Below are 16,497 nucleotides of genomic sequence, written 5' to 3' on the forward strand. Positions count from 1 at the left end.
GGCCGCGTCCGCTGCGTCCGGGTCCAGGAAATGCCCCTCCAGCGCCGCCGCCCCGGCGCGGTCCAGGCCGCCGGTTTCGTCGACGATGATCCTAGCGTGCTGCCAGGAAATCGTCCCCGCCTCAAGCGCGGCCAGAGTCAGCGGCAGCACCGCCGTCAACGCCTCGGACTCGGACAGGAACGCCCCGGCGGTCCGTTCGCTGACGGTCAGGACACAAGCGACCTCAGCCACCACCGCCATCTCCGACGCGGCGCGGTCCTGCGGGGACACCCCCGGAGCCGCCAGCAACCTGGCCGCCTGCACATACTCCGCGGCCAGCCGCACCTTCAACGCCGCAGCCCGGGCCTCCAGCCGGGCCACCTCGGCCAGCCCGTCCAGGCAATCATCCGCCAGATCCCGCAACGGATCCGCGTCCCCCAGCCCGTCCGCGCCGGACGGCTCAGCGCCGTCCCCGCCCACGCCCGCGAAAGCCGCCAGCGCAGCAGCGGACGCGGCCACAGCCGCCACCGCCTCCCTGCTCCCCGCACTCAAAGCCGCTCCGCTCTTCACACTCACAGCCTATGACCGGCCACCGACAAAATAGCGAGTTCGGGAGCGGAACGCTGGCACGCAGGCGCGACCGGCTTTGAGCCCGCGCGTCCAACCGCAAACGGGAGCGCCACTCATCCGGGCCGCCGTCGGCCGGCGCTCGGGGCTTACCCGTCAGCGAGGTACGAAAGCGCGGCGACGACATGGGTTTGGACGCCCATGGACAGAGTCGGATCGATCACGGGGGCGAACAACGGGGAGTGGTTCGCGGGGATGTCCTGAGCCACTGTTCCCCTTGCGGCGGCAGCCCGGAACGTCTCGGGGTCCACGCCGCCGAGGAGCCAAAATGTGTATGGCACACCGAATGCGCCTGGAATGCGGCTGAAGTCCTCGGAAGCGGTTTGCCTCTCGGCGCTGCGCACGGAGTCCGCCCCGAAGTGGGTGCAGAACGCGGCCCGGACCCGTTCTGTCACGGCTGCATCGTTGCTCGTAAGCGGGAACTGGTCGTAATACTCGAAATCGGGATCCCGGGGCGATCCGGCGGCAAAGCACTCGCCTTTGACGATCCGCTCAATCGCGGCCAGCACGCTGGCCCGGACCTGGTTGTCGTAGGTGCGGATGTTCAGCAGGAGGATAGCGCGGTCCGGGATGATGTTCGACGTTGCGCCGGCGTTGAGCGCCCCCACGGTGACGACGGCGAAGTCGCCCGGCTTCGTCTCCCGGGAGACGACGGACTGCAGCCTGAGCACTATCGAGGCGGCCAGCACCACCGGGTCCACAGACATGTGCGGCATCGAGCCGTGCGCGCCCTTGCCGAACACAGTGATTTTGAGCGAATCTCCGGCCGAGAGGACCGGTCCGGCCGTGGTCGCGACCGTCCCCGCCGGTATCGGCATCACGTGCTGGGCGAGCGCGACGTCGGGCCGTGGCACTTTGGTGACGAGTCCGTCGTCGACCATTGCCTTGGACCCTGCCCCGATTTCCTCCGCGGGTTGGAACAACGCGATGTAGGTCCCGGACCAGGCGCCGCGTCCCGCCGCCATGAGCTTCGCCGCACCGAGCAGGGCACTGACGTGCAGGTCGTGCCCGCACGCATGCATGATCCCGTCCACCGCCGACGCGTAGGCCAACCCTGTGGCCTCGGTGACGGGCAGTGCGTCCATGTCGGCGCGTGCCAGGACAGTCGGGCCCCCTCCGTTCGCGAGGACCCCGACGACGCCGGTGCCGGCCATGCGGGTCACCGAATAACCGAACGCAGCGAGTCTCTCTTCGACGAGCTTCGAGGTCTCGTGCTCCCCAAAGCTCAATTCGGGATGCCTGTGCAGCTTGGTGTACGTCTCGCGGAGCCAGCCGAGCTCGGAACCGAGCCCTGCCAGGACTGTGTCGACACTGCTCATGGGCATCACGCTCTCGGAGTCCGGGCGCCTGAGCAATCCGGGCGCAACTGACAAATCCCAGCGTAGACCTGACGTGGCACCTTGTGGTTTAGGGAATCTGTCCTCATGGGAGTCGGACGTGGCGCCGCGTCGAGGTCGCAGACCCGCCGCAACGGTCAGGCGCCGTCGCCAACCAACTTCATCATTTCCCTCGAGAACGCGGCTATGTCCATCGGCCATCGCGAGGTGACGAGATTTCCATCGACCACTACGTCCGCATCTTCCCATGTCCCGCCCGCGTTGGTGATTTCGTCCGGCACGCCGTCTCCCCAATAGGAGGTGAGCCGCCGACCTCTCACAAGGTCCGCAGAAACCAAGAGATACGGTCCATGGCAGATTGCGGCGACCGGTTTGTTGCCGGCAAAGAATGAGCGTGCGATTTCCACCGCCGAGCGGTTGTTCCGCACCGTCGTGGGTGCCCCATCCGGTGTGCCGCCGGGCAGGACGAGAAGGTCATACTCGTCTGGGTCGATCTCGTCGATGCGCTTGTTCGCGATGACGTAGTACCAGCTGCTCTCGCCGGTGATCTTGCCCCTTTCCGGGGCGGCGATGTCGACTTTCCACCCGGCCTCGATGAGGCGGAAGACTGGGACGTACAATTCGAGATCTTCAAACTTCTCTGCGGTGAGGACGAGAGCTTTCGCAGCGCCTCCAGCATCGGCCTGGGGTACTTTGCCATATTCCGGAACTGCCATAGCGCCATTCTAGGCGCGGCGTCAATGGTCCCTACGGCCACTGCCTTCTTCGCGCCCGAGGGCCGACGGTGAGGTATCAGCGGCGGCTTTTGAGCCGGATGGTCCGTGCCTGGTGGATGGCGGCCAGGGCAACGGCGCTGGCGGTGAGTCTGAGGGCATGGACCCTGTACCACCGCTGCAACAGGGGCTTGCGGCGCATTTCGCTAAGCGGTTGCGGGCTGAAGAACAGCTTGGGGTTGATGGACCGCAGCAGATACACGGTAGCGGCCGCACCCGTTGTGGAACTGGCGGCTGCCGCTATCAGCCAGGGCCTGCTGTCGGCATGATTCCACCCCGCCACGAGGGCAGCGATGGCGGCAGGGGCGATGACCGGGGCGATCGGCGCGTAGTACCGGCCCGGGCTTCCCGCGCCGAAGGGGGACCGGGGGAGTTCCGGGCTTGCTTCGGTGGCCGCGACCCGGTTCGGGACTTTGACGATGGCCTCATAGAGATTGCCAAAAAACCAGTGCGCGTGGCTGAACTCGGCGATACCCAGGAGCCGATCAGCGAGCACACCTTCACGGCCTGCGGAATTTTGTCCCATGTCCACAATCTACCCCCGACTGCTCCTCCGGGCTGTGCCGGTCAAATGCCCATGGTCCGTCGTTCAAAGCTGTTCGGCACGTAGGCCCGCCCCGCGGCGGGGCCCTTGCAGTCCGGTCCGGAGAACAGGACGTGCTGACCGCCGTCGGCGAGGATCCACAGCTCCAACACGTGCCCTGCCATGGGACGGTTCGGCCACGGGCCGCGGCCGGAGTACGTCAGCTGGAAAATCTGCGGTGTTCCGTCCGGGCCGGGAGCCCCCAGCGTCAGATCGGTGACGTTCTTGTACATGTGCCGCCAGAGGACGGTGACGCTCAGTCGTTTCCATGGTGCGGTGCCGGCCATCGTCCGGGCGTGCCGGTAGGTCGAGACGCCAAGTCCCATGATTGCGCCGCAGACGCCCAGACCGATAACGCCCATGATGGCGAAAAAATACGGCATGTTCCGCTGGGACTGGTCCAGGCCCACGATCAGGGCGTGGGAGGGGTCGGCCGGGTCAACACTTGCCGTGACCGTGGTCCGGGGTTTGGGCATCCCCGCGCACGTGGACGCGGGGTCGAACGTTGCAGTGTGCTGTAGGCCGTCAAGAGTGAACGCCAGGCCCAGGTCGCAGTGCTCGCCCCTGGAGAAGAAAGGGTGCTGGCTGGTCACGACCGCCGGGACACGGACGAACCCGCCCCAGTAGGGCCTGGTGAGGGACCCGAAGATAAACACCAGGCCAACGACCACGACGGCGAAGCCGGACACGCCCAGCACCGCGCGCCACAGCAAACGCCGGCGCAGACGCGAGCCCTCCCATCCGGGCGCAACCTCCGGAGGCAGGAGGGCCGCGGGCAACTGCAGATCATCGGGCAGCTGTACGGATTCTTGCTGCCCCGTCCCGGACAGGGACGCATCCCGGCCCTCCGGTCTCATGCCATCGGTTTGGCGTTGCGTTTGCGGAAGGTCCCGGCGATGGAGAGTTTGCGGGAATATTCGATGGATCCGTAGCGGAACAGGTGGACGGCGAGGCGGAGGACAAGGAATCCGGTGATGAACAGTTCGGCGATGACGATGGCCGATTCGACCGGGCCCAGGGTGCCGAAGCCGTTGCGGAGCATCGCGGTCACGGGGGCCGAAAGCGGGAAGTAGGTGAAGATCTGCACGATGGGCGCGTGCGGGTCCGAGACGATGAGGCTGACGCCGTAGAAGGGCACGAAGATCAGGGCCACGAGCGGACCGAAGATGGTGCCGGCCTCTTTGGCGGTGGGCATGACCGCGCCGACCGCGACGAGGACTCCGGTGAAGACCGTGAATCCGCCCAGCAGCAGCAGTGCCCCGACGATCATGGGTCCGGGCTCGAAGCTCAGGTGGGAGAGGTCGAGGTCGGGGAGGGCGAGTTTGTCGCGGAAGAAGAGGTAGCCAGTGGCGACGGGGGTGAGGAAGACGATCATTTGGAGGACGCCGACCATGAACAGGGCCATGACTTTGCCGACGATCAGGGTTGTGGGGTTCAAGGTGGTGAGGATCATTTCGGTGACCCTGTTTTCCTTCTCCTCCAGGGTGCTGTTGAGCATCTGGCTGGAGAGCAGGATGATCGAGACGTAGAAGATCAGCAGGAAGACCAGCGGCGGGATGACCGAACCGATCCCGCCGGCGGCCTGCCCGTCCTTGAACGTCTGGGATTCGATTTTTACGTTCCCGCCGGCAGCCGCGGTCAGCTGGGGGGAGCCGATTTTTGCTTCCCCCGAGGTGATGAGGAGTTGTTTGGCGACGGCGTCGTATTTGCCGTTTTCGAAGATCCCTTTGTCGGCCCCATAGACCTTGACCGGGGCCGTGACGGGGTCCGCCGGGTAGGCGAAGTATGCGTCCGTGAGGCCCCTTTTCACCTCGAGCACCGCCTGGTCGGGGTCGGTGGTTCTCCGGCCGCCCATGGCCGTGGCGATGCCGGCCGGGATGAGCCCGGAGTCATCGGTATAGACAAAGGACAGGGTCGCGGTCTTCTGGGCGTCCTCGCTTGCGTGGGTGGAGGTGTTGCTGACGTAGACGAGCAGGAACACGATGGCCATCACCACGGGGATGGCCAGGGTCGCGATCCAGAACCGGCGCTTCTTGATGGTCCGGGTGAATTCGAACCCCACGACCGTGCCGAGGTTGTGCTGCGCGAACCGGCGCCGGGGAAGTGCCGGCGGTGTCGGGGGACGGAGCGCGGGGGAGAGCTTCGTGGTCTGCGCCATGGGGGTTATGCCTCCGCCAGTTCGTGGGCTTCGCCGTAGACCCTGACGAAGATTTCGTCCAGGGATGTCCTGGCCGTGGTGAACGCGCTGACCCCGGCCCCGGCGTTGACGAGTTCGCGCAGGACCGTGGTCTCGTCCGCGCCGGGGCGGGGGGCGAGTTCGGCGTGGCCGCCGGCGTCGCTGACGATCTCATACAGGGGTGAGTCGGGCAGGGCTCCTGTGTGGGTGATCCGGTAGAAAGTCCCGCCGAATTGTTCCCGGACGTCCTCGACGGTGCCGTAGGCGCGGGAGGTGCCGTCCTTAAGCAGGATGACCCGGTCACACAGCCGTTCGACTTCCTCCATCTGGTGGGTGACCATGATGACGGTCGCGCCGGCCAGTTTTTGTTCTTCGATGATGTCCATCAGAAGCCGCCGGTTGACCGGGTCGAAGCCCTTGGTCGGTTCGTCCAGGATGAGCAGCTCCGGATCGTTCATGATCGTCACCCCGAGCTGGATCTTCTGCTGCTGCCCGCCCGAGAGCTTGTCCAGCCGCGTCGAGGCTTTCTCTGCCAGTCCTACGCGGTCAAGATAGTCCAGGGACCAGGCCTTCGCCCGGGCCTTGTCCAGGCCCTTGAGCCGGCCGAAATAGACCATGACATCCAGGACTGCCTCTTTCTTGTAGAGGCCGCGTTCTTCGGGCAGGTAACCGAGCCGGGCGCCGTCCTGCGGCGTGAAGGGCTTGCCGCCGATGTGGAGGGTCCCTGCGGTGGGCTGGTAGATCCCGAGCAGGGCCCGCAGGGTAGTGGTCTTCCCGGAGCCGTTGCTCCCGAGGAACCCGAACGTCTCACCGGCCCGGACATCGAAGGACAGGTCCTTGATGACCGTTGTGTCCCCGAAATCCATCCGGAAGTCCTGGATATGCACAAGCGGCTCCGAGGCCGCGTTCCCCCACGTCATGCCGCCACTATAACGGGCACCACCAGCAATGCCTCGTCACCTCGGCAATGATCAGTGCACGGCGCCGAAGACAACGGCAACGACCAGGGCGAACGCTCCCAGGGGGATGATCCATCGGGGCCGTTGTTCGCGCCGGATACGGTACCGCAGCACGCCGACGGAGAGAACAACAGCGCACCCAAGAAGGACGGAGTAGATGGCCCAGAGCAAGGCGCTCCTCGAGAGCAGGGCCGCGGCTCCGTAGACTACGGCCCCAGTCATGAAAATCAGCGACTGGAAGATGCCGGGCAGAATGTGCCGGACGTCCATGCGGGAGTGCAGGGCGTTCACGCGGCTCGGCTCCCTCCGGGTGGATGTTGCAGAAGACCGGACCGATCGACGAGGGCACGGGCGTCCTGTGGCTGCCAATCAGCACAGGACGATCATCAACCACCACGGCCCCGCAGGCAATGCCCTGCTGTCTGCGACGTCGAGGCGTCGTGCCCGCGGGGCATCCTCGGGCGCGTCAGTACCGCCGGCACGGCAACGCGGGAACCTGAGCTCCTCCACGTTCGCTGGCAAGGCGGTGCATTGCGAATCGATCGTCCTGGACTCCCCATGTCTGTTCTAGCTGTGCCCGGGCTGCGGGGCCGCCGGGGTAGGTCTGGCATGCAGCGCGGTCCAGATGACGACGACAGCCACCAGGGTCATCGCGAGGAAACCGAGTCCGGAGTAGCCCACCGAGGCCAGGACCGGGCCGGCCGCCGCCCCGCCGAGGGAGCCCGCGGCACTCATGCTCAAGTCCGAGATGCCTTGAACGGCAGGCCGGTCCTGGATGTGGACCGATTCGGCCACCATGGCCGAGCCTGCCACTACCGAAGCCGACCATCCCAGTCCCAGCAGGATGAGGCTGGCCGTGACTGCGGTGCGGGAGTCTGCGGCGACGCCGGCGATCAGCAGGGAAGCCAGGAGCATGGCCTGGCCGAGGAGCACGACCGGCAGCCTGCCAGCTTTGTCCGCCAGCCACCCGAACACGGGGGAGAGGGCGTACATCCCGGCGATGTGCAGGCTGATGGTGAAGCCCACGATGACCAGGCTCGCTCCGTGCTCCTGGAGGTGGACCGGGGTCATGGACATCAGTGCCACCATGGTGGCGTGGCTGAGTGCGACGGCGGCGACTGCGTAGCGCGCCCTTGGATTGCTGCGCAGTATCAGTGAACCGCTCCGTGGCCGGGGTGCCTCGACGCTCAAGTCGCGCATCGACAAAGCCGCCAGCAGCGGGTCGGGCCGCAGTCCGGTCAGGTAGACGAGGGCGGCGGCCAGTTGCGCAACCACAGAGAACGCGAAGGCGCCTGTCAGGGACGGCAGGCCGATAGCCGCGCCGACGGCTTCGCCCGGGCCGAAGAGGTTAGGCCCCAGCACTGCCCCAATGGTCGTGGACCAGACAACGATCGAAAGGTCCCGCGCCCGGGTGCCAGGCCGGGCGAGGTCAGTGGCCGCGAACCTGGCCTGCAGGTTGACCGCGGATCCCGCCCCGAGCAGCATCAAACCGAGCAGCAGCAGGGGAAAGACCGACACCGACGCCGAGGTGATGGCGATGACGGCCCCGATTCCGGCGATAAAGGCCCCGGCGGACAGCGATCGCCGCCGTCCCCGGGCGACAGCGAGCCGGGCAAGAGGCACGGCAGCGACGGCTGCCCCGAGGGTACTCATGGTGGCTGCCATGCCCGACCACGCTGGTGATCCGGAAAGCTGTGCCGCGAGCAGGGAGCCCAGGGACAGGGTGGCGCCCATGCCGATGCCGCCGAGGATCTGGCCGCTGACCAGGACGGAGAGGACCTTGCGTTGCGGAGGGACGCCGACGGCGGGTTCGGCGAGGGATGCGGGGGGCCGTCGTCCTGTGGACCCGGGAGGTGTTGCCATTTTGACAGTCTCCCAGATACCGCTAAGGGCCGCGACTGGCTTGCTCTGATACCCCCGGGGGTATCATGATGGAAGGCAACCACAATCTCGTCCTACCGAAAGGTTCAGCCCATGGAAATTACCCCACAGCAGCTTGAGGAACAGCTCAAGAGCGACAGTGACGTTCAGATTGTGGATGTCCGCGAATCGGCTGAAGTCGTCGAAGGCTTGATCCCCGGCGCGAAGCATATTGCCCTGGGCGAACTGGCCAGCCGACTCAATGAGCTGGACAAGTCCCGTCCGGTGATCGCCGTGTGCCGCAGCGGGCGCCGCAGCGCCGCGGCCGCCGAACAGCTGGCAGCCGCAGGCTTCACCGCCTACACCGTCCCCGGCGGAATGCTTGACTGGACCGCCGCGGGCCTCCCCACCAGCTGACCCACCCAGCACGCCCGGACGGCACCCCCAGATGCAGCCAGGGCTTCCTCCTGCCCCGGCCGTGCCCTTTGCAAGGCCGCCGTGCGGTGGATGGCGGCCCCCGCAAGCCCGGGGCCGCCACAAGAAATGCTCCAAGATATACCGAAAGAGATAATGACTACCTTCACTTCCTCGAACACGACCAATTCCGCTGATACGGCTCCCAAGTCCATCGACGCCTCGACCCTGCAGACCTGGGAAAACAACCACGACGACCTGATGGTCATCGACGTGCGCAGCGGCTCAGAGTTCGATTCCTTGCACATCAAGGGCTCCTACCACGTGCCGCTGGCCATGCTCAGCGAACACACGGAAGAATTCGCGGCAAAAATGGGGACCCGCGTGGTCCTCGTCTGCCAGTCCGGCAACCGGGCCGAGCAGGCCCGCAAACACCTGGACGCCGTCGGGCTGGCCGGCGCCACTGTCCTGTCTGGGGGAGTCCCCGCCTACGCAGCCGCCGGCGGAAACGTGGTCCGCGGCCGTGGCCCCTGGGCCATGGAACGCCAGGTCCGGATGACCGCGGGTTCCCTGGTGCTCGCCAGCATCGTCGCGGCGAAATTCGTGTCGCCGAAGCTGGGCCTGGTGGCCGGCGGGATCGGGGCCGGACTGACGTTCTCCGCCGCCACCAACAGCTGCGCCATGGGCCAGATGCTCTCCAGGATGCCCTGGAACCGCTCCGGCAATGAGCCCACCGCGCACCAGGCCCTGCAGAACCTGGGCGCCCGGGCATGATCCTCTCCGCGTCGGCGTTCGGGCTGATCGTCGGCGGCCTGCTGGGCCTGGTCGGAGGCGGCGGATCCATTCTCGCCGTGCCCGCCCTGGTCTATGGCGTGGGGCTGCCGCTTGCCGCGGCGATTCCGACGTCGTTGGTCGTTGTCGGTGCTTCCTCCGCCGTCGCGGTGCTGCCCCGGCTACGGAACGGGGTGAACTGGAGGCTGGCGCTGATCATCGGTGCCGCAGGAACCGCGACCGCGTACCTCGGTGCGATGGCCAACCGGGTCCTGGACCCGAAGGTCCTGTTGCTGGCCTTTGCCGCAATCATGGTCTTCGCCGGCGTCCGGATGCTGATGCCCTCCACATCCGCCGGTGGAGCCTGCGCGCTGCCCGGCGGTGGGGTCAACTGGCGCAGCTGCCTGCCCAAGGCCATCGCCGCAGGCGCCGTCGTGGGGTTCCTGACCGGCCTGCTCGGTGTCGGCGGCGGTTTCCTGATCGTCCCGGCGCTCACCCTCGTACTGGGGCTCCCGATGGCTTTGACGGTCGGCACGTCCCTGGTCATCATCGTCGTCAACTCGGCCGCCGGCTTCGCCGCCCATCTGGGTGACCTGCAGATCGACTGGGCCGTCACGGCAGCCTTCGCGGTTACAGCGATGGCCTCCTCGCTCGCGGCAGGCAGGATCGGCACCACGATCCCGGACAAGGCCCTCAAGCGTGGCTTCGGCATCCTGGTCCTGGCTATTGCCGCCTACGTCGCTGTGCAGGCGATCATCTCCTAAGAGTGGCTGTGACGGGTAGAGGAGGCGCCGGAGGACTTTCCTCCGGCGCTTTCTGCATACCTCGACGACGCCCCTAAATTGCGGGGTTGTGGTCGGTGCCGCGCATCCGGACGGCCACCAAAATTCCAGACAACGCGGTGAGGGCACCGACGACGGCGACCGCCGCCGGGATGCCGTAGGCATCCGCGAGGATCCCGGCGAGCAGCGCGCCGACGGCGAATCCGCCGTCGCGCCACAGCCGGTAGATCCCCACAGAGCGTGCCCGCCAGGCAGGGTGGGCGACGTCGCCGATCGCGGCCAGCAGGGTGGGGTAGACCATGGCGGTGCCGGCGCCGAGCAGAACCGCTGCGGCCAGCCAGAACCCGAATCCGGTCCCGAAGGCGACCATCCCCAGTGCCACTGCCTGGACGAGCATGCCGCCTACGATCAGCCATTTACGCCCGTACTTGTCGGACAGGGCGCCGGTGACGAGCTGGCCGGCGCCCCAGACGGCAGGGTAGACGGCGGCGAGGATGCCTATCTTCCCTATGCTCAGACCCGCGGCGGCGAACAGGACGGGGAACAGCCCCCAGGCGAGGCCGTCGTTGAGGTTGTTCACCATGCCCGCCTGGCTGACCGAGGACAGGGACTTGTCGCGGAAGCTGGTCAGGGTGAATACCTGCCGATTGCTCAGATCCGCGTGGGCGTCGGCGTGGGCCGCGGTGTGGTTGGCGGCCTCCAGTCTGGCGTGGTGAAGGGTTTCCTTCACGGCCAGGACGGACAGGCCCAGGCCGAGCGCAATGTAGGCGGCTCCGAGCAGGAACGGCCCCGGGCGGAGCCCGTAGTTGGCGGCGATGTACCCGGTGGCCAGGGCGGTGGCGGCGACGCCAAGGTAGCCGGCCGCCTCGTTCAGGCCCATGGCGAGGCCGCGGCGGGACGGACCGACGAGGTCCATCTTCATGACGACGGTGGTTGACCACGTCAGGCCCTGGCTGATGCCCAGGATCATGTTCGCCGCGACGATCCATCCCCACGACGGTCCGACAATCAGCAGCAGGGGCACAGGGATGGCGATGAGCCAGCCGGCCACGAGGACCGGCTTTCGGCCGTAGCGGTCCGAGAGCGTGCCGGCGAAGTAGTTGGTTCCGGCCTTGGCCAGCCCGAAGGCCAGGATGTACGTCAGCGCGGACGTGTAAAGGTCCAGGTGGAAGACCTGTCCTGCCAGCAGGGGCAGGACGGTGCGTTCCTGTCCGAGCGTGCCGCCGACGAGGGCGTTGACGGCGACCAGGAGCATGAACTGGGCCAGGTTCAGCCGCAGGCCCAGCGACGGGCCTGTGCGCTGTGGGCGTTCACGCCGGACTGCGCGGCCTTGCCGGGAAGGGGTGTTGCCGGACGTCATTGCCGTGCTCCAGTTCTCCAGGATATGCGTTGGCGGCGGCCCGGTGTCCGGGCCAGCCGGCGCGGCGCAGCGCGCTGGCCGCGACGGAGTTGCGGACGCCGCTCTGGCAGTAGCTCACGATGGTGCCCCGGGCCGGGAGCTGGTCCAGGTTCCACATGACGCGGCCGCCGCTGAGCTGGTGGGAACGGGGGATGTGCCCGGCCGCATGTTCGGTGCGGTTGCGGACGTCCAGAACCATCGCGGAATCGAAGCCCCCGAGTTCCTCGGGCTGGATCAGTTTCAGGGTGCTGGTGGGCAACCCTTCGATGCCGGTGACGTAGCCGGCCACGGTGTCGATGCCGACCCGGACCAGGTGGTCCCACATCTCCTGCGCGCCGGCCTGGTCCGGGGCCAGCAGCACGAGCGGGTTCTTGTCCGTTTCCGGGTTCACCACCCATGCGCCGAAGCTCGCCGTGGACTTGCCCGCGGGGATGTTCAGGGAGCCGGCGACGGTGCCCTCGTGGACCTCGGCGTTGGGGCGGGTGTCGACGAAAGTCACGGTGTCCTCAGCGAGGCCGCGGACGACGTCGGCGGTGGCCAGTTCCGCCAGCGGCTTTCGTTCGCCCAGGAGCACCGGGCCCTGGCGGTTTTCGCGCTTCATCCGGCCGAAGTAGGCGTGCGCGTCGGGCTGGCCGTCGAGGAGTTCGTTGATGAAGCCTTCCTCGTCGTTCGCGGCCAGGTACGGGCCCCACCAGGAGTAGAGCCGCTCGTAGCCGACCGTTGAGGAGGGGATGGCGCCAAGGGCCTTGCCGCAGGCGCTGCCGGCGCCGTGGCCGGGGTGGACCTGGACGTGGTCGGGCAGGGTCAGGAACTTATCGCGCAGGCTGGCGAAGAGCTGCCGGGCGCCGGCAAAGCGGGTGTCCACGCCGCCGGCTGCCTCGTCCAGCAGGTCCGGGCGCCCGAGGTCCCCGGAGAAGACGAAGTCGCCGGAGAGCAGGTACCCCGGGGTGTCGGCAAACGCGCCGTCGGTGATCAGGAAGGACAGGTGCTCCGGAGTGTGGCCGGGGGTGTGCAGGGCTTTGACGGTGATGTTGCCGAGGGTGATCGAGTCGTTGTCGTTGAGGCGCCCGGCCTCGAACCCGTACTGCCAGTCCGTGCCGCCCTCGCCGGAGACGTAGGCGGCGGCGCCCGTCGCGGCGGCCAGCTCACGGGTGCCGGAAAGGAAGTCGGCGTGGATGTGGGTCTCGGTGACCGCCACGATCTTCATCCCGCTCGAAGCGGCCAGGGCCTGGTAGACGGCGATGTCACGGCGGGGATCGACGACGAGTGCTTCGCCCTTGGCCTGGCAGCCAATGAAATAGCTGGCCTGGGCGAGGTCTTCGTCGTAGATGCGCTCGATGAGCATGGGCTCTCCTTCGGTGGCGGTGGGGGAGTTTCCGGGAGGGATCCTCCGTGCCTCTAACCACAACGGTAATACCCCTGGGGGTATCTTGCAAGCCGCCCGTGTCCGGTTGTACGCACGGGGGTGCGCTGCTGTCAGCCCCGGCGGTCTGTGTCCAGGACGGTGACGTCCAGGGGCATGCGGCTGGCGCGACGGAGGCGTCCGGCGAGCGCATTGCGCACCCCGCGGGTCACCATGGTCGTCCTGGTCAGATACCGGAACCCGGCGGCGTCCGATGTTACGAGGGCCAGGAGCGGGCGCGCGGCCTCGTCAGGGGTCTGCCCCCACAGCCCGACGACGACCTGCAGGCCGCCCAGCCGGTGCTCGTACCCGGGCTGGGACGTGACGTGCCCCAGCATGTCCGTCATCACCAGGCCAGGGTTCATGCCATGCACCCGGACGCCGGTGCCTCGTGTCTCCAGCCGCAACGTCTCGGTGAACTGGCGGACCCACCGCTTGCTCGACGCGTACGCGTTCTGCAGCGCCACCGGCCCCTGGTCCCCCTGGCCGTAGACGCTGACGAGGTCGCCGTGGCCTTGGGCGAGGAACACGGGCAACGCAACCCTCGACCCGTGGAACGTGCCGAGGATGTTCGTGCGCACCACTCGTGTGAAGTCGTCGACGGGTGTGGACGCCGTGGGCCCGAAGACGCCGGAGGTTCCGGCGTTGTTGACCCAGATGTCGAGCGTCCCGCGGCTTAGGGCCTCGTCGCGCAGGACCTTAACGTCGGCCAGTTCACCCGTGTCGCAGCGGCGTCCGGACACCGCGATCCCTTCCGCGCGCAGCCGCTCGACGGCGGCCGCGACATCGGCGTCCGACCTGGACGCCAGCACCACCGTCGCGCCCTGATGCCCCAGCAGCCGGGCCATGGCCAACCCCAGACCGCGTGTCGAGCCGGTCACGACCGCCACGCGTCCGCGGAGGACGTCTCGTTGCGAACCCATGCTTCTCTCTTACGCGCAGCGGCCAAGGAGGGCAAGAGCTCCTGCGTGGTGACAGTTCCCCGGGTGCCGGCCGGCCGCGGAGGTCCACCGACCGCCCCGGGTCGCGTCGTCAACCCACCGGGCTGCCGAGGGCCGTCGCACAGCTACTTATCGCGGTCTTGGACGCCTGACGACGGATGTTTCCGCGGCGCTTCCGTTGCCGTGGGCTGCGGGCGTTTTAGCCGGTGACGTTTTCACGGTGGCGAGGAGGATGACTCCGGCGACGGCTGTTGCGCCGGCGAGGACGAAGGCGGCGAATGCCAGCGGCGGGGCGGTGTCGGCTTCTCCGAGGATGGCGATGCCGAGGGTGACGGCGACGAGGGGATCGATGACTGTCAGCCCTGCGACGACGAGTTCGGGGGTGCCCCGGGTGTGCGCGTTCTGGACCAGGAACGTTCCGGACAGGGCGGCAATGACCAGCCCTGTCAGGCAGGTAAGAGACAGCCATTCGAAGTCGCCCTGGAACAGCCGGGCGATGACAGTCTTGGCCAGGGCCGCGACGAATCCGAACAGGATCCCGGCGCCGCTGGTGAAGACGACGGCACCCCAGCGGTGCCGCCAGAGACCAAATCCCGTGCCGAGTGCGCCGAGGACGATGCCGAGGAGGGCGAGGATTGTGATGAGGTGCCGGTCGCTGATCTCGACGTCCTGCGCGGTCAGGGCGGCGACGGCAACGAACCCGCCCACTCCGCAGACACACAAAGCCACGGCTGACAGGGCCCGGCGCCCGGGGGACCTGCGGGTCGTCCGGGCGGTGGCCAGGGCGGTTACGACCAGGGCGACCGCGCCGATGGGCTGCACTACGATCAGGGGCGAGAACCTCAGGCTCGTTAGCTGCAGGAGTATTGCTGCGGCGAGCATGGCTGTCCCGCCCAGCCATGCCGGTTTGCGCAGGAGGGCCTGCAGGCGTCCTCCGCCCATGCTTCCGGCGGCTCGGCCGGGTGCCGGAGCCTGGCCTTCGACGCTTTTGTGCTGGAACAGTGTTCCGAGGGCGAGCAGGACCGCGCCGGCGGCTGCGATCGGGATGCCGAGCCAGTGGTACGACGTCAGCGCCGGTACGGCCGCAGTAAGGATCATGACCTGACCCTACCGAACCCGGCCGGATCCGGTTCAGCAGCTGAAGGCGTCAGGCGGCAGCCCGGGTGGGTAACGCTGGCTGCTCAGCGTTCGAGCCTCACCGGCCCCGTCCCGCTTCCGAAAACCTGAATCCCTGTGAGAAGGTGTCAGTTCCTATGAAACGTATCGGTTTTCTGTCCTTCGGGCACTGGCGCGACGTCCCCGGTTCGCGTGTGCGGTCCGGCCGGGACGCGCTCCTGCAGGCGATCGAGTTGGCCGTCGCCGCGGAGGAAGTCGGCGTCGACGGGGCCTTCTTCCGTGTTCATCACTTTGCGGAGCAGCAGGCCTCGCCATTCCCTCTGCTCGCCGCGATTGCCGCGCGCACCTCACGGATCGAGTTGGGCACCGGAGTCATTGACATGCGGTACGAGAACCCGCTCTACATGGCTGAGGAGGCCGCCGCCGTCGACCTTATCAGCGGCGGCCGCCTGCAGCTGGGGGTCAGCCGCGGTTCGCCCGAGTCGGTACTGGCTGGCTACGAATCCTTCGGGCACCTCCCGGCCGATGGCGAGTCCGACGCTGACATGGCCCGGCGGCACACTGGGAACTTCCGGGCCGCCATCTCCGGTGCAGGTATTGCCCGAGCCAATCCCCAGGTCAGCGCGCAGCTCGGGCTGGTCCCGATTCAGCCCCTGTCGCCGACGCTCCCAGAGCGAATCTGGTGGGGCGCAGGAACCCGTGCCAGTGCCCGTTGGGCGGGGCAGCAGGGCATGAACCTCATGTCCTCGACCCTGCTGACGGAGGACACCGGGGTTCCCTTCGAGCAGTTGCAGGCTCAGCAGATCGCCGGGTTCCGGGAGGCGTGGGCAGCGGCCGGACACACCCGCACGCCCCGGGTGTCTGTCTCGCGCAGCATCATTCCGCTGATCGATGACGAATCGCGGCGATACTTCGGGCTGCGAGCGCAGGCCGATGCCCGGGACCAGGTGGGCTACCTCGACGGCGGGCTGGCCCGCTTCGGGCGCAGCTACATCGGCGAACCCGACCGGCTCGTTGAGGAGCTCTCCGGCGACGCGGCCGTCGCGGCGGCGGACACCTTGCTCGTCACCGTCCCCAACCAGCTTGGCGTGGACTTCAACGCCCGGCTGCTCGAGTCGATCTCCCGCGACCTCCGCCCCTCCCTGGGATGGGATTGACCTGCCTGATCGAGCCCGCGGCGGCCATGTGGGCAGACTCCCGGATCGGCACGTTGCGAGGCAGTCCGGACACTCCGACAATTGTCCTATGGGACTCGGACGCAAGATGCTGGGTGTGGCCGGAGCGGCAGCAGTCGTCTACGGAGGCTGGGCGCGCCCCCGGCTCATGCGCTGGGGCGCAAGCGATGAGGAAGCCTGTGCACCCTACCCTGGTGCCGAAG

The 16,497-nt window shown here is 67.6% G+C and carries 16 protein-coding genes and 1 pseudogene; 4 read left to right on the top strand and 13 right to left on the bottom strand.

Annotation, left to right across the window (positions count from 1 at the left end; translation table 11 throughout):
* From AC1DES_RS18330 to AC1DES_RS18370, 9 genes and pseudogenes are all read right to left on the bottom strand, one after another.
* Positions 1 to 549, bottom strand: a pseudogene (locus AC1DES_RS18330) (HNH endonuclease signature motif containing protein); the annotation flags it as partial.
* 146 nt (positions 550 to 695) lie between these two features.
* Complete coding sequence (locus AC1DES_RS18335) at positions 696 to 1,925, bottom strand: amidohydrolase (RefSeq protein WP_476897133.1); 1,230 nt, start codon at positions 1,923 to 1,925, stop codon at positions 696 to 698.
* A gap of 155 nt (positions 1,926 to 2,080) precedes the next feature.
* The gene (locus AC1DES_RS18340) at positions 2,081 to 2,659 is read right to left on the bottom strand and encodes a type 1 glutamine amidotransferase domain-containing protein (RefSeq protein ID WP_476897134.1); all 579 of its coding nucleotides are present in this window, start codon (positions 2,657 to 2,659) and stop codon (positions 2,081 to 2,083) included.
* A 76-nt stretch (positions 2,660 to 2,735) separates the two neighbouring features.
* Positions 2,736 to 3,242 carry a hypothetical protein gene (locus AC1DES_RS18345; protein WP_476897135.1) on the bottom strand — a complete coding sequence of 169 codons (507 nt, stop codon included), beginning with the start codon at positions 3,240 to 3,242 and terminating at the stop codon, positions 2,736 to 2,738.
* Positions 3,243 to 3,283: 41 nt separating this feature from the next.
* Complete coding sequence (locus AC1DES_RS18350; RefSeq protein ID WP_476897136.1) at positions 3,284 to 4,156, bottom strand: hypothetical protein; 873 nt, start codon at positions 4,154 to 4,156, stop codon at positions 3,284 to 3,286.
* Positions 4,153 to 5,457 carry an ABC transporter permease gene (locus AC1DES_RS18355; protein WP_476897137.1) on the bottom strand — a complete coding sequence of 435 codons (1,305 nt, stop codon included), beginning with the start codon at positions 5,455 to 5,457 and terminating at the stop codon, positions 4,153 to 4,155. Before AC1DES_RS18355 ends, AC1DES_RS18350 begins: the two co-directional genes overlap by 4 nt.
* A gap of 5 nt (positions 5,458 to 5,462) precedes the next feature.
* A complete protein-coding gene (locus AC1DES_RS18360) occupies positions 5,463 to 6,395 on the bottom strand; it encodes an ABC transporter ATP-binding protein (RefSeq protein ID WP_476897138.1) in 933 nt (310 codons plus the stop codon).
* A gap of 51 nt (positions 6,396 to 6,446) precedes the next feature.
* Positions 6,447 to 6,725: a hypothetical protein gene (locus AC1DES_RS18365; RefSeq protein WP_476897139.1), complete on the bottom strand. Its 279-nt coding sequence runs from the start codon at positions 6,723 to 6,725 to the stop codon at positions 6,447 to 6,449.
* Between the two features lie 276 nt (positions 6,726 to 7,001).
* The gene (locus AC1DES_RS18370) at positions 7,002 to 8,297 is read right to left on the bottom strand and encodes an MFS transporter (protein WP_476897140.1); all 1,296 of its coding nucleotides are present in this window, start codon (positions 8,295 to 8,297) and stop codon (positions 7,002 to 7,004) included.
* A 111-nt stretch (positions 8,298 to 8,408) separates the two neighbouring features.
* Here AC1DES_RS18370 and AC1DES_RS18375 point away from each other — a divergent pair, with 111 nt between their 5' ends.
* The 3 genes from AC1DES_RS18375 to AC1DES_RS18385 all read left to right on the top strand — a co-directional run bounded on the left by AC1DES_RS18375 (position 8,409) and on the right by AC1DES_RS18385 (position 10,243).
* The gene (locus AC1DES_RS18375; RefSeq protein WP_476897141.1) at positions 8,409 to 8,711 is read left to right on the top strand and encodes a rhodanese-like domain-containing protein; all 303 of its coding nucleotides are present in this window, start codon (positions 8,409 to 8,411) and stop codon (positions 8,709 to 8,711) included.
* Between the two features lie 153 nt (positions 8,712 to 8,864).
* On the top strand, positions 8,865 to 9,482 hold the full coding sequence (locus AC1DES_RS18380) for a rhodanese-like domain-containing protein (protein ID WP_476897142.1): 618 nt from the start codon (positions 8,865 to 8,867) through the stop codon (positions 9,480 to 9,482).
* A complete protein-coding gene (locus AC1DES_RS18385; RefSeq protein ID WP_476897143.1) occupies positions 9,479 to 10,243 on the top strand; it encodes a sulfite exporter TauE/SafE family protein in 765 nt (254 codons plus the stop codon). The genes AC1DES_RS18380 and AC1DES_RS18385 overlap by 4 nt, the downstream gene beginning before the upstream one ends.
* Before the next feature lie 73 nt (positions 10,244 to 10,316).
* Here AC1DES_RS18385 and AC1DES_RS18390 read toward each other — a convergent pair whose 3' ends face one another.
* The 4 genes from AC1DES_RS18390 to AC1DES_RS18405 form a co-directional block, all read right to left on the bottom strand.
* The gene (locus AC1DES_RS18390) at positions 10,317 to 11,621 is read right to left on the bottom strand and encodes an MFS transporter (protein WP_476897144.1); all 1,305 of its coding nucleotides are present in this window, start codon (positions 11,619 to 11,621) and stop codon (positions 10,317 to 10,319) included.
* Positions 11,572 to 13,005 (bottom strand): MBL fold metallo-hydrolase, encoded by a 1,434-nt coding sequence (locus AC1DES_RS18395; protein ID WP_476897145.1) that lies wholly within the window; start codon positions 13,003 to 13,005, stop codon positions 11,572 to 11,574. Before AC1DES_RS18395 ends, AC1DES_RS18390 begins: the two co-directional genes overlap by 50 nt.
* A gap of 131 nt (positions 13,006 to 13,136) precedes the next feature.
* Positions 13,137 to 13,985, bottom strand: coding sequence for an SDR family NAD(P)-dependent oxidoreductase (locus tag AC1DES_RS18400; RefSeq protein WP_476897146.1), 849 nt, complete (start codon positions 13,983 to 13,985; stop codon positions 13,137 to 13,139).
* Positions 13,986 to 14,132: 147 nt separating this feature from the next.
* Positions 14,133 to 15,101 carry a DMT family protein gene (locus tag AC1DES_RS18405; protein WP_476897147.1) on the bottom strand — a complete coding sequence of 323 codons (969 nt, stop codon included), beginning with the start codon at positions 15,099 to 15,101 and terminating at the stop codon, positions 14,133 to 14,135.
* 155 nt (positions 15,102 to 15,256) lie between these two features.
* Here AC1DES_RS18405 and AC1DES_RS18410 point away from each other — a divergent pair, with 155 nt between their 5' ends.
* Positions 15,257 to 16,276 (top strand): LLM class flavin-dependent oxidoreductase, encoded by a 1,020-nt coding sequence (locus tag AC1DES_RS18410; RefSeq protein ID WP_476897148.1) that lies wholly within the window; start codon positions 15,257 to 15,259, stop codon positions 16,274 to 16,276.
* Positions 16,277 to 16,497: the final 221 nt, after the last annotated feature.

The sequence above is a fragment of the Arthrobacter sp. 05T442 genome (assembly GCF_056395945.1).